The sequence below is a fragment of the Vibrio mytili genome (assembly GCF_049563345.1).
Lineage (GTDB): Bacteria > Pseudomonadota > Gammaproteobacteria > Enterobacterales > Vibrionaceae > Vibrio > Vibrio mytili.
Genome location: NZ_CP110481.1, coordinates 2,280,330 through 2,294,863, shown reverse-complemented (window position 1 = coordinate 2,294,863; position 14,534 = coordinate 2,280,330). Strand labels below are relative to the sequence as shown.

At 44.6% G+C, this 14,534-nt stretch carries 9 protein-coding genes; all 9 read right to left on the bottom strand.

The genetic code is table 11. The annotated features are described in order from the left end of the window. Entirely contained in the window at positions 1–891 is an 891-nt protein-coding gene (locus ONE56_RS10480) for an N-acetylglucosamine kinase (RefSeq protein ID WP_331438449.1), read from the bottom strand. Beyond that, positions 888–2,633 (bottom strand): glycoside hydrolase family 9 protein, encoded by a 1,746-nt coding sequence (locus ONE56_RS10475; RefSeq protein ID WP_423839829.1) that lies wholly within the window; start codon positions 2,631–2,633, stop codon positions 888–890. The genes ONE56_RS10480 and ONE56_RS10475 overlap by 4 nt, the downstream gene beginning before the upstream one ends. Before the next feature lie 80 nt (positions 2,634–2,713). After that, on the bottom strand, positions 2,714–3,709 hold the full coding sequence (locus ONE56_RS10470) for an ABC transporter ATP-binding protein (RefSeq protein ID WP_423839828.1): 996 nt from the start codon (positions 3,707–3,709) through the stop codon (positions 2,714–2,716). Between the two features lie 48 nt (positions 3,710–3,757). Next, entirely contained in the window at positions 3,758–4,741 is a 984-nt protein-coding gene (locus tag ONE56_RS10465; protein WP_041155597.1) for an ABC transporter ATP-binding protein, read from the bottom strand. A gap of 2 nt (positions 4,742–4,743) precedes the next feature. Then, positions 4,744–5,769 carry an ABC transporter permease gene (locus tag ONE56_RS10460; RefSeq protein ID WP_041155596.1) on the bottom strand — a complete coding sequence of 342 codons (1,026 nt, stop codon included), beginning with the start codon at positions 5,767–5,769 and terminating at the stop codon, positions 4,744–4,746. Positions 5,770–5,771: 2 nt separating this feature from the next. Next, positions 5,772–6,758 (bottom strand): ABC transporter permease, encoded by a 987-nt coding sequence (locus ONE56_RS10455; RefSeq protein WP_423839827.1) that lies wholly within the window; start codon positions 6,756–6,758, stop codon positions 5,772–5,774. A 168-nt stretch (positions 6,759–6,926) separates the two neighbouring features. Continuing rightward, complete coding sequence (locus ONE56_RS10450; protein ID WP_041155594.1) at positions 6,927–8,609, bottom strand: ABC transporter substrate-binding protein; 1,683 nt, start codon at positions 8,607–8,609, stop codon at positions 6,927–6,929. A 1,149-nt stretch (positions 8,610–9,758) separates the two neighbouring features. After that, a complete protein-coding gene (locus ONE56_RS10445; RefSeq protein ID WP_423839826.1) occupies positions 9,759–13,145 on the bottom strand; it encodes a response regulator in 3,387 nt (1,128 codons plus the stop codon). Positions 13,146–13,364: 219 nt separating this feature from the next. Continuing rightward, positions 13,365–14,390 (bottom strand): 16S rRNA (guanine(1207)-N(2))-methyltransferase RsmC, encoded by a 1,026-nt coding sequence (gene rsmC / locus ONE56_RS10440; protein WP_041155592.1) that lies wholly within the window; start codon positions 14,388–14,390, stop codon positions 13,365–13,367. Positions 14,391–14,534 lie beyond the last annotated feature (144 nt).

The following is a 14,534-nucleotide window of genomic DNA, read 5'->3' as shown; positions in this document are numbered from 1 at the left end:
CTAGCCACGGTTTACCGAGTAAAGGTTATGTTCCGCTTTACCTGCGAACATAATTGCCCCTTCAATCGCATCAAACTGAGGTTCTACGATCCATTGTTGAACTGGTGGTGATAACCAGTTTTTCATTCGTTCAGCGATACTGCCCATTAAACAAATGCGAGTAGCGCCGTGCTTGTTGAGTGCCATAAGAAGCATTTCTATGTCAGCGGCGGTTTGTTTTAGCATTTCAATCGCGAGCACATCGCCTTGCTCTGCATACTGAAATATTGCCGGCGAAAACTGTCCGTAGTCTCGAGGGAGCGCTTTCTTAGACCACGCGACAATGTTGTCAATTTCGTTGGAGAAATGCGTCATGATGTGTTGTGAAAGCGGCGTTTTGTCTCGAATGCCATCTTCTGCTAAGAGAACCTGCTGAATTAAACGCAAGCCCATCACAGCTCCACCTCCTTGGTCTGAAATCGGAAACTCTCGCCCACCAACCACATGCTGTTCTAACCCTTTGAGGTAGATACCGCAGGAGCCCGTTCCCGCAATCATGATGGCGCCATCTTGACCATTATGTGCACCAACACATGCACCATAAGCATCTGTATTGAGTGTCATACTGGCAAAAGGATGGGGTAATGACATGAAAGCTTGCCATGACGCTTTGTGTTCAGCCCCGGCTAACGCGAGACCAACATGCATAGACGCGTAGCTTGACTCTGTTAACCCGGTTTGCGCTGCGGCTAAGGCGATAGACTCTAAAATTGATGCCATCGCGATTTCTGCGCCTAGCATAATATTGGCACTGCCGCTTTTGGCTTCGCCAAGGCAATGTCCTTTTGAGTCCTTTATACGAGCCCGGCAAGAGGTTCCGCCACCATCAATTCCGACAAAATAGGTGGTCATGATGTGTGCTCCTTAATGTCTTGAAAAAATGTAGACTGAGAAAAGCGTTGAGCCTGAGTCATGATCGCGAGAAGATACCAAGCACCGTGGGGAATCCATTGCTCTCCCCAGCGCCAGTTTTGCAACATGTCTTCTTTTTGTGCTGGTGGATTAAAGGCGGTGTCTTCCTCGTCTTCAAAACCACCTGTGATGCCATTACAAATCCCACCCTTAGCGTTATAAAACCCAAATTGAGGAAGGTAATCGGGGTTGTTTCGGCCATGTCCGTCCAGCATGCACATATCGTAAGGGTTTAATCCGACGATCCAGTTCAGAGCATCTTGCGCAAAGTGCGTTAGTTTTTGCTGTTGAGTTGACGAATCAATGTATGGAAGTGCAAGGTGAGCCATGGTAGCTAATGATGCTAGGCGAGCATTTTCGCCTTGCCACCAATAACCTGATTCATTGTCGTGGGCGACGAAGAAGGCATCACGTTTTGCTTCTTGTAATCCTTTGACATACTGACGCGGGTAGCCAAATGGATTGTTGACTTTGTTCGTGATAGTCAGCTCGAAATCACATGCCTGGTTGATGACTTGTTTTACCGACTCCGCGAGTTCTCGATCTTGTTCTATACCTAAATATTCACACAAGGCGATAACCGGAAGTCCTGCTTCTGCCGCGTGAAAATATGGGCGACTGCCATCGCAATTTGCTGTCCAATAATGTTGGACATGTTCATCGCTCATTTGACGGGCGATTAATCGTTTTGCCCACAAACGGCTTTCGTTCAAGTAGCGAGCTTCTGTCGTCGCTTTAAACAGTTCAATACTGGCGAGTAGGGCGCAATATTCATCAATGATGTTTTCTTCACTATCATTAAGGTATTGGATATTGTGCTCTTTTAGGTGCCAATACCCGTTTTGTGCGGCATTAAGGTAGGTTTGTTGGTCGAACTCACCGTGTGAATGTAAACGCGATGCCGCAGCAAGTGCAGCAATTGCCACGCCGCCTCCTTGTCTAAAACCTGCCTGATAATCATCGAATTTGTGGCCAAGTTGGGTTTCGTAAGTACAAATCTCTCGTTGTGCTGTGTCCTTGCTCCACTTGTCAAAAACGGTCATGTAGAAATAGCCTTTGTCGTTTTGCATGCGAACGAGAAAGTCTGCTCCGAACAAAGCTTCGTCAGTCAGGCGGGTGCGAGTGAATTGCGCGATAGCATCACTGTTTTCAAACAGAGATAATCCTTTCAGCATATTCCAGACGACCATCGGAATTTGTTGCGGATTAAGGTAATTGGCGTAAGAAAGGTGACTAAGGTACTTACTGACATCCCCTGACGCGTCATACCAACCACCATGGACGTCGACAGTTTTGTCTGAATTCAAAATAGGTGCATGACGATCAGCGTGATCGAATACTCCACTGCAACGTTGTGATTTGAAATAATGGATCACATCAGACAGTGTGCGTTCGAGGAGAAGGTTGTCGCCAATTTCAAAACAAGATGAGCGGCTATTGCTACATTGGATGTAATAATAGCCGGGTGTTGTAAATGAAGAAAAATCGATGAGATAAAAATCACCATGATGCCAACGCGCAACGCTTCCGCTTTTTTCAACTGCCAATGTTGCGACCGTTTGCTGGCTTTCTGCGCTGATCAACGAAGCTGTAACGGCAGTTAATGATGGCTGCTGTGTCTGGATTATTGCTTTTTTTTGGCCAAGGCGTTCATAACCAATGTGGTTAGTGAGTAGCAGCATTCAATGTCTCCGCGAAATAACAAAGTTTGGGTTGGGCCAGTAGAAAACTGACCCTAGTTATACCCTGATAGTCACAAGGGTTATTGTTCAAATAAGTAACAACGGACGAAGTGGTTTTCTGATAGCTGGGTAACGTCAGGTAGTTGCTCTCGACATTTGTCAGTGGCGTGTACACATCGTCCTGCAAATGGACACCCAACAGAGTCTGGTGTCCAAAGAGGAATTTCGCCTTTGTTCCCCTTCAGTTTTTCGTGAATCGATTTTGATGGATCGGGAACCGCAGACACCAATAACTGAGTGTACGGATGTTGAGGGTCATGGATGATCTCTTCGGTATCTCCCCATTCAACCATGTGTCCAACGTACATAACGGCGAGATCTTCAGCGATATAGCGAGCGGTGGCGATATCGTGGGTGATGTAAAGTAGCGACATCTGTTTTTCGAACTTCATCTCTTCCATGAGGTTAAGAACACCAGCACGAATAGAGACGTCTAGCATTGAAGTGGGTTCATCAGCTAAGACGACCTCTGCTCCGACTGCAATATTGCGTGCTAAGTTGACTCGTTGACGCTGTCCACCAGAAAGTTGGTGAGGGAATTTTTGCGCGGTCTCTTTTGGCGGGATCAAACCGACTTGTTCCAGCAGCTCGTATACGCGCTCTTCAAGTTCTTTCTTGTTGCCGGGTGACACTTTTTTATGAATCAGTAGCGGACGTGCAATATGATGAAAGATATTGTGTGTTGGGTTCAGGGAGCCAAACGGATCTTGCCAAACCATTTGCACGCCTTCGCGATAAGACATTAAGTCTTTTCTCGAAGAGATTTCCTGAATATCTCGTCCTTTGTATTCAATGATGCCATCGCTAGGCGCATACATTTTCGCAATCATTTTTGCAGTAGTAGATTTACCTGAGCCAGACTCACCAACCACTGATAAACCACGACTTTTATACATTTTGAATGATACGTCATTGATAGCACGCATCTTGGACTGCTTGATAGAGTTACTGTTTAGTGGGAAGTCTTTAACGACATTCTTACCCTCAATTAGCAGCTCACCGAGTTGTTTGCTCATAATTCTCTCCAGTAAAATTTTGTTCTTCGCTAGCTTAATCTCGGGTCGTTAAACCTTGGCTTGAGCAATGGGTTCGCCGTACAAATGGCAATTTGAAAAACGGCCTGGTTCAATTTGACGTAACTGGGTTGGCACTTTTGTACAAGCTTCGTGGACTCGATCACAGCGAGCTTGGAAGCGACAACCTTGTGGAATCTCAAGCAAGTTCAATGGGTTACCTGGAATGCCAGTTAGCTTCGTTTTTGGACCAGTCAGTGGAGGGAAAGAGCTGCCCAACCCTTTGGTGTATGGGTGATAAGGACTTTCCAAAATTTGTTTAGAAGGCGCGACTTCAATCAGTTCACCCGAATACATAATCCCGATGCGGTCCGAGAACTCAACCATCAAAGACAAATCGTGAGTGATAAACAAAATAGAGAAGCCAAACTCTTCCTTAAGTGCATAAATCTTTTGGAGAATTTCACGCTGAACGACAACGTCGAGTGCAGTAGTCGGTTCATCCATGATGATCATTTTTGGATTGAGAGCCAACGCGATGGCAATGACCAGTCGTTGGCGCATGCCACCAGAAAACTGGTGCGGATAATCGTTGAGACGACTAGGGTGAATATCAACAATCTCCAACAAGCCCTCAGCACGAGTTTTGGCTTGTGCGCGAGTCATGTTGGTATGACGCATGATGACATCGCAAAACTGTTCTTCCATAGTGAGTACAGGGTTAAGCGCGTTCATCGCACTTTGGAACACCATGGACATTTCACTCCAGCGAAATGACTGCATGCGTTGATCGCTGTACTTTAGAATATTTTCACCATTAAAGATCACTTCGCCACCAGTAATGAATGCGGGCGGCTTATGCAGACGCATTAGCGAGAACGCGACGGTTGATTTACCACAGCCAGATTCACCAGCTAGACCAAAGACTTCACCTGGCGCAATGTCGAAGCTAACGTTATTACAGGCACGGACGTCACCCGCATCGGTAATGTAATCCACGCATAGGTTACGGATAGAAATTAGTGGTGCAGTCATGATTATTTATCTCCGCTCCATAGTGCATTTTGTGGTGCCAATTCAGGCTCACGTTCTTTCTTGTCTTTTTTTGCTAGCTTTTTCCAGCGCTTCATTCCTTTGTGTGAACGAAGTTGTGGGTTAGCTATTTCGTCAACGGCGAAGTTAAGCAGCGCAAGACCCGTTACCAAAAGCGTTAGTGCGATACAAGGTGCTAATACTTCCCACCATGCGCCGATAAGCATGGCTGAAGAGGTTTGAACGTTGTACAGCATGATGCCCCAGCTGATGGTGTTGGCGTCGCCTAAACCTAAGAATGAAATCACCGCTTCCGTGTTGATGGCGAGCATGACCGAGCCGATGAAGCTTGCACCTACGATTGGAATTAGGTTTGGTAAAATCTCAACGAAGATGATGCGGAATGAAGATTCACCCAGTACTTCAGCTGCTTTTACAAACTCTTTTTCACGCAGTGCCATGGTTTGTGAGCGAACAACACGTGCGCCCCATGCCCAGGAAGTTCCAGCAATAATTAGAGCAATCGTCAGTGGTCCAGCCTCACCAATAAAGGCCGCGAGTACGAACAGTAGTGGATACTGAGGGATAACCAGCATGATGTTCATTGCTGCACTCAACACGTCATCCACTTTGCCGCCAAAGTAACCCGCAGAGATACCTATGACTGTCGCAAGAAAACAGACAATGATACCGGCACCAAAGCCGACACCGAGTGAGACGCGCGCTCCATAAGCAACCTGAGACCAGATATCACGTCCCATGCGGCTCGTCCCCAATACATGGTCGCCATCTTTCGACATCAGAAGAGTACGGCGATCGTCAGCGAGGTTTTTTGCTACCCAACCATCTGGATTGGCTTGCGCTTGTTTCACGACAAAACCAGGGTACTCGTGTGGGTTACCTGTACGTTTGTCTGGTGCATGTTGAGTGAGAAGAGGGGCAGCGATAGCGACAAAGATAAAGATGCTAACAATGCCAAGGCCTATACGCGCAAAAGCGTTACCTAAAATAAGTTTAAATAGTTGTTTCATGATTATTTGCCTCCCTTACGTAGGCGAGGGTCTAGAATCATGTACAGCATGTCAGCCATTAAGTTGAAGCACAGCATGAACATCGTCATGATAATTAGCTGACCTTGAAGTACTTGGTAATCTCGGGAGTGAATTGCGTTTAGTAACACAGTTCCCAATCCTGGGTAGTTGAAAATCATCTCGATAATAAGCTGACCGCCAATGGCCATACCCAAAGACATCGACAGTGCGGTAACACTTGGGAGTAGGGCGTTACGAGCTGCGTAGTTGAACACCACGCGGTTTTCACTCAACCCTTTCCCTTTTGCCATCGTGATGTAATCTTCAGCCAACAGGTTGATCATGTTGTTACGCATGTTTACTAGGAAGCCGCCAATCTGAACGATGGTTGCACAGAAAAGAGGTAATATTGCATGGTAACCAACGTTCTTGATGAACTCCCAGCTTGTCCAATCGGGGATGACACCTGGCGTATAAGCATAGCCAGATGGGAACCATTTCAAACCTATCGCAAAAGTAAATAGCGCTAGCATTGCGATAACCATTTGTGGAATCGCTTGAATGATCAGTGTGCCCGGTGTTACGAAAGCATCGTATTTACTCCCGCGCTTCCATGCGGCAAAAATGCCAAGAACAGAAGCGATAGAGAAGGAAAGGACAACAGCAGTACCTGCTAAGAATAGAGACCATCCAAATGCGTTACCAAGCAAAGTGTTCACTGACAGCGGGTAGAACTGAATCGATGTACCTAACTCCCAGCTTAGAATGTTTTTAATGTAGGACAGATACTGGATGTAAATTGGACCATCAACGAAACCTAACAGCTCTTTCATAGCTGCAATTCGTTCTGGTGTTACTTGCACTGTTGCGTTAGCAAACATCATGGTAACGGGGTCACCTGGCATTGCTCGCGGAATAATAAAGTTTAACGTCGCTGCAACTAAGAGCGCGACAAGATAGAACGACAAACGTCTTAAAAAATAACCCATAACTCACACCTTACTCACCCAGATTTTTTCCTGTTTCTGGTTTCAGGTCGCTCCCAGCGAAATTTAGAGCGAAAAATCCCCTGACGACGAGCGCCATTTTTTGCTTTCGTGATAAGGGGATTTTTATAGGCGGCATACGGGAGTATGCCGCTAGAAATGAACTTCTACTTATTTAACTGGTTTTAGATCCAATACGTGTAGTAGACGCTCTGGGATACCAGCCCAAATGTTTGGACGACCCTTAGGATTTTCTTCGTTCCACCAACCAGTGAAGCGAGTTGTATTGTATTGGTACATGTATGCGCCAGACAGTACAGGAATAGTAACTTGGTTTTCCGCGATGATTTTTTGGATGCCATGAGCGATTTGTAGCTGCTCTTGTTTATCCGCCGTTTTGTAGAAGCTATTCAGTAGATTATCTAGCTTCTCATTTTTGTAGAAGTGCATCGCGAATCGAGGCATACCGTCACCAGACTGTAGCTTCGAGTTGTAGCCACTATCCCAGTACAAGTGTGGATCTGCACCGTGGAAGTAGTTGGTGTAAGCAACGTCGTAGGTACCTTCTAGCATTGCTTGGTTGTAAACAGAGAAGTCAGGTGTACGTGCACGGGCTTTGATACCTACTTCTGCTAACTGCTCAACGGCTAGCTGCACCGTGTTGTTGAAGTCAGTCCAACCATTTGGAGATTGGATAAGAAGCTCGAAAGACTTACCTGATGGCGTATCGACAAAGCCATCGTTGTTGACATCTTTGAAGCCAGCCTTATCAAGTAGCTTTTTGGCACCTTCTACATTGTAGGTATTGTAACCTTTGTATTTGTTATGAATGGCTTCATCAGACCAAGACTCAAACGCATAGCCTAGACCTGAAGCGAAGTCATTCACTGTACCACCACCGTAGAACGCAATGTCGATGATCGTCTGACGGTCAAGTGCCATAGAGAAAGCACGACGGAAATCTACGTTAGTCAGTGCTTCTTTTTTAGCTGCATCTGGGTTTTTGAAGTTAACAACAAATGCTTGAGTACCTGCTGGTGGATACCAGTAATGGTGATTAGGGCTTGCTGCTGCGTAAGTGCGGTCAATATCCGGAACAAATGAAGACGTCCAGTCCATCTCACCATTCACAATCTTACCAAGGAACTGGTCGTTGTTTGCGATTTGTGGCACTCGCAGACAGTCAACATCTAAGTTGTCTGCATCCCAGTAATTTGGGTTTTCACACTGGATGTAAAGTTGTGGTGTGAAAGTATCGATTTCGGTAAAAGGACCACTACCAACAGGATTCTCGTTAGTAAATGATGCTGGATCTTTCACTTTACTCCATACGTGCTTAGGTACCACTGGTACTTTAGCAATTTCGTAAGGAACGTTTGAGTTTGCTTCACTTAGATTGAATTTAACTTGGTAGTCGTTAACTTTCTCTACGCCTGTTACCCAAGAGTTGATACCTGATTGGTCTAGTTCAGGTTTCTCTTTCACAAGGTTAAAAGAGTAGACAACGTCATCGGCAGTAAATGGTTCGCCGTCAGACCATTTTACGCCCTTACGAATATCGAAAGTAACGCTCATTAGGTCATCAGCCATTTTGAAGTTTTCAGCTAAACGGAATACCGGAGTGTTACCGTGCATTTCGTTGAAAACAACAAGTGGTTCATAGATGAAGTCTGTTGTTGTATGTAGGTTAGTTGCACCTAGGAAAGGGTTAAAGTTACGAACAAAAGTTGTAAACTCTTTCGGGTGGATAGTCAGTTCACTGCGTTCAGCCGCAGTAGCTACCGATGCAAAACCGGTAGTAGCCGTTGCAATAATTGCTGTTGCTAGTGCTGTTTTTTTAATATTGGCAAGCATAGCTGTTCCTTACTATTTGCTTTCATTTCACTTAATGGAATTGAATGTCATCAATTGATAAACACTCCCCAAGGCCTACCTCTCAATATTGGATTCTCTGCGTTTGTGTTGAGTCCCGTTAAGAGTGGCCTGTAGACCTTAGGCAGGAGTAAGAAAACACCTTAAGCCGAAAATAATCAAACAGGTTTCCCGTCAAAAACGTTAAAACAAACTTAACTCTCGTCATAAACGTCATTTTGTTTATTTTTTTATCAATTTTGCGGACTGAATTAACATAGATATGTGTCGCAGTTTATATCTATCCACATTATGTTTGTTAGTGTTCGCTTACTCCTTTCCTCTTTGTTTTAAAGGGATTTCTTATTTTGTTTTACTTAAGAGATCTGGCTCACATGACTTTTTTGTGTTAATTAACTTGGTGAAATTTAATCTGCCGTTCTGTTGTGATTGACTTCGCAATCTTTGTCAATTGTTGGTTGGATTTTTAATTTATCGTAAAAATAGCGGCTTAAAACGCTCGGCTTACAAAGAAAAAATGACCTTTTTTTAGTTTGTGAACTAAGTGCTGTGGTTGTGTTTAGCGACGACTATATAGAAGATTATCCCGCTCAATGAACGTCTGGATTTGGATGATGTGTAATACATTAAGCAAGACAAAGCGTTAATGTGTGGCTTTTTACTTGTACTCTGAGCTCATGCTCTTGGTGTCGCGCTCCTTATAGCGCGATTGCCGCGAGCAGAGTGACTGCTTTTTCGTAGAAGTAACTTTTTACGTATAAATAACGCTGTATTTATACCAAGCACAGTAAATAAGTGATCAGAAATAGCGTAGGAAAAATGCTTGAGAACAAGGCGCTATTTTTCGATAAGTCGTTATTCTACAATCAACCTACTTTATAAACGAGAAAGGCAACGAAGTTATCGAGTACTTTAACAAGCTATAATGACCAGTGATTTACTACGATTGGCATTAAACCAGTGCCTTGCCTAAGAGCGAATAAATCCTCACTGAACAAGCACCTTGAAGTTACTTGATTATAAAACGTTGTGCATGTTGGCATTAGAGAAGTAAACACTTGGTCGTGGCCAAGAAAAAGCCCCATTGCAGCATGTGGCAAATGGGGCCGTATCTTTATACCGAGTAAACTATCAACTGGTGAGTAGGCGCTGAAGTTTGTCACGTTGCGCTTCTATGTAAGCACGTTCCGGGCTGTGCTCTTTGCAGTGCTCTAGAATAAATTCAATGGAGCTTAACACTGTTCGCCAGCGTGGGGTTTTTGGCAGTGTTTCTATTCGCATGTACTTATCGAGTGTTCGGGTTTGCAAAGTACTACGGTCAAGGTAAACACGCCATAGTCCACTTTGTTCAGCAAAAGCAAACTTACTTTCACCGGTTACAGACTCCCAATAGTCAAGCGCATGGGTCATAACATCTACGAGTACCTCACGAAGTAGTTCGTGTTTGTCTTTTTTATTTCCCAGCGCTTTATCAGCTAGACGCGTGAACTCTCCGCCCAACTCTTTCAATTTTTGCAATTGCTCTTTATCACCATCAAAGGCATAGCTCGATAACACTTCGACTGCGGTTTCCAAGTTATGAATTCGCGCAGCATTGGCTCCACCGCCGACATTAAAAATATACATAATGTCGAGACCTGAACCCTCGGGCATTTTTAGAATATCGGCGTCGATGTTTTGTCTGATATCCTCAATATAAATATCAATTTTTCCACAGTAATGGGGTTGCTTGACGGTAAGGAATTTGGGGGCAATAAGTTCGTCGGCAGAAGAGCGTTTGAGTTGCTCCAAACTGCGTTTAAATAGTTTGCATGCCGCTTCATTAGCAAAGCGAACACGTTGGTCTTCACGTAAGCAAATGATGGCTTCTGGTGCAGATTCAAGCTGTTCAAGTAAGCGCCCTTGCGTTTCGAGTAAGCTGGCTTCGATTTCTGCACGTTGGCGTAACTGAGATTCCAGTAATTGGTTTTCTATGTGGCGCATTTCTGCTTTGCTAGCGGTTAAATGTGCTTGAATTCGGGCAGCTAACTCTTGCTTGTTAAATGGTTTAGACAAATAGTCATTCGCGCCTGCTTCAAAGCCTTTAATGCGGTCTTCTGTTTGATTTAAAGCCGTCAGCATTATGATCGGCAGTTCGGCATGATCATAAGTTTGACGCAATTCACTGCACACCTGATAGCCGCTCATCCCTGGCATCATGATATCGAGGAGCAACAGTTCGGGCTTTTCTTGCTCAATCAAAGCTAGAGTATCAGGGCCATCAGCAATGGTGCGCACTCGATACCCTTCTAATCGTAGGAAGCTCTCGAGTACACGTAAGTTTACGGGTTCATCGTCAGCAACATAGAGTAAAGGGCCATCAGGGTTTTCGGGTAATGAGAGGTCATCCGTGCTGTCGAGGTTGATTTCTGGTATTTGGAAATGCCCATGCGCTGCCATGGATTGAGTCGCTTCAATCTCTTCTTCACTGGCAAGTGGCAGGGTGAAACTAAACGTCGTGCCGACCATTGGTTGACTGCTAACGTATAGTGAGCCTCCCATTAGTTCAATGAGTTGGCGGCTGATTGATAGCCCCAAACCAGCGCCCTGGCGGTAACGGCTTTCATCTTGTCCTGCTTGAATGAGCGGCTCGAATATGTGTTCTAGGTGCTCGGATGGGATACCTTGTCCTGTGTCGACGACTTGAACGCGTACGTGATCGTCAACAACGCTAGCAGAAATAACAATTTTGCCTTCGCTGGTGTATTTAATCGCGTTTCCGATTAAGTTATATAGCACTTGTTCGAGACGCTGTGGATCCGCAGACACCGCACTCAAATCAGCAGGAACCTGATTAATAATACGGATAGTTTTGTTTCCAAGCAGGTGGCTTGATAGTTCTAGAACCAGTCTGGTTGCGCTAGCCAGACTGACGGCTGACTTATGAATATCCATACTGCCATAGCGCATTTTATGGTAATCCAAAAGGTCATCAACGAGATTCGCAAGACGTTGACCACTTTTGATGATGATATCAAGCTGATACTTTTGACTCGCTGGAATGGCGCCATTTGCACCCGATACTAAGGTTTCAGCAATGCCGACCATACCATGTAAAGGCGTGCGAAGCTCATGCGATGTGGTTGCTAAGAATTCATCTTTTAATTTATCGGCAAGTTGTAATTCATCATTTTGTTTTTGAATTAACTGAATGTTGCTTTCCAGCTCTTTATTTTGTTGTTTTATGGTCTGAATTTTTTCTCTGATGGAACGTTGCATGCGCTCAAAGCTAATAGCAAGGCGCCCGATTTCATCCTTCCTCTTGGTGTTAAATGTTGTTTCGTCGAGATCACCCGCTGATACTTTCTCTGCAGCCCAAGTGAGCTTAAGCAGTGGTGAGGTGATAAAATTAGACAGATAATGTGAAGCGATCACCACCAGTACAATCGCGATGATCATGGCGATAATAAACAACTTTTCAAGTTGGTGAATACGAGAGAAAGCTTCTTTTTCTGGAAGTTGAACAACTAATGCCCAGTGCACGCCCCGTGTCTTTATTGATGTGTAAGCCGCGATGATTGTTTCATTGAGAGCATTAGTGTAGGTACCGACACTTGTTTCTCCCGCAAGCGCTTTGTCAACGACTTCCACACTGTTCCGAATGTCATCGAGTTTTGTGTTGATGGTTCTAGGCCGCTTGTCACTGCCAACCAGTAGCGTATTGACTGAGGACTCTTGACTCTTACCCGCTATCAACTTAGTGATGCCATTATTTGGCAGGCGGAACATGGCATAGCTATGTAGATATCCTTGCTGAACGATGGGAGCGCCTAGCCAGGCAACTTGTCTGCCATTTTCCAGTTCGAAGTCTGAGACGATGATGGGAGTATAATCTTCATTAACTTTGCGGCGCTCATTCACATCATGGGCTAATCGTTTGAAGGTTTTCCCAAGGGCAGAATCTTTATAGATCCCCGTAAGCAGATTAGTACCATAGTTGTCATCTTTGTTAATGGAGTAAGTGACGTTACCGTTAATATCAACTAAAAGTATATCGTTAAAGTCAGAGCGTTTAAGTAATTCTAAGTAGGCCCAATGGTAACGTTTATGGAGGAGGCGATAACGCTCACTGCCTACGTAATTCGACGATTCACGCAATATCGAAGTCTTAATCTGATCACCGCTACCTTTGATGTAACGTTGCTGAGCGTTGGTGCGTGCCTCTTGAATATCATTGCCTAAGCGGCTGAATGCATTGACTAAGCCGTAAAATCGTCCTCCACTGGCGTAAGCCAATTCCGAACGCACAAATCCCATGACTTCGGTTTCTCTCGCCTCAAAATAGTTGATGATCTGTTGTTTCTTCGTGTCTCGCACGGATAACAAATGAGAGGTACTTTGTTCTTGCAGATCTTTACTATGGGATTGGAGGAAAAAAATTGCAGTGATCGTAAGAGGGGTGATACTCAGTACAAGAAACGCAGTCATTAACGTACTTTGAAGGCGCTTAAACTTCTGCTTTTTGTAGAATTTAAACATGGATATGGCTACAACTCATAAAGGGGGTAGGTCAATGTGATTGCCGCTACCGGGATACTCGTCAAAAACGGATAGGGTGTTAAATGACAAAATTAACGAGTTTTTTTTCTTTGACAAGAAAGTTGGCTGTAAACCGTGCAGAGTCACGCAAATTTTATTGTAAATGCTCAGTTATGGCACAGGATTGCGCAGAATAACGTCATTCTGCGCAATGAGTATCTAACTTTTTTTAGCGTGATAAATGGAGAACTTATTGGTTTTATTGAGAGTCTCGCAGTTATTGAAAGCTCGCTCAATAATCGGCGGATATTTTAAGAAACTGTTTGCTACAATGATCAACTCACCCGTTGCGGATAGGTGGTTTGGTGCATCACCCAGTAAAGTTTCTGCTGCACTATAGTTCGTCTCTAGTCCGCTATGGAACGGAGGGTTACTGATAATAAAACGGTAATCATTGGCTGTATCGGAATAAATGTCGGATGCAAACACACGCCCCTTAAGGCCATTTGCTTCCAGTGTTGCTTGACTGGAGGTAATCGCGTAGGCGTTGATGTCGCACATTTCGATGTCTATCTCTGGATGTGCTTGGGCCATGAATGCGCCTAAAACACCAGCTCCACAACCAAAGTCGAGTACTTTGCCTGACAAAGGCGGTAGTGTTTCCAGCAATAATTGACTGCCTAAATCAAATTCACCATGACTGAACACGCCCGGTAAGCTCACAACAGTGAGTGAGTGTTCACCTAAAGCAACATCATAAGATTTAAACCAGTCCATTTGTTTAAATGGCTGTGGCTCATTGATGCATTGACCCCAGTAAAATGAACAGCGACGAGCGGAGTCGTATTTATTCACAGGACCGTATTGCTCAAACATTTTTTCAATGCTCTTTACGCCAGAGCGGTTTTCTCCAACTACGACAAGTTCGGTATTTTTGCCTAGTTTAGCCATAAGCATAGTCAGCAGATATTCAGCTTCGGCTTTCGCTTTTGGCCAGTAAAGCAGCAGCATATCTGCTTGTGTTTCGGCACTAAATTCAGAACCAAAGTAACTTTTGACTTTGTCTGAACGACAAATTTGACGGTAGTAGCTGTAGTTAGAAGTGAAAACTTCAACCGCCTTGCAGTGCGCGGTTAGTTCCAGGGGGAAGAGATCTTCTACTTCACCTGCCACTAAAACGTGCTTTCCGTTGAAGTACTCTAACTGACGCTGAGCGATTTGGCTTGGGGCAATGTAAGCGGACATAAATTTGGTTCATCAGAAATAACTAGGGTCGGATTTTCGCATAATCTGACCCAAGCTTGAAGTGAATAACGAGTCTATGCTCATGTGACCTTGAGATGCTGAATGCAACACTTTGAGTCTACGTGGCTGAAAACTAATCGCCAC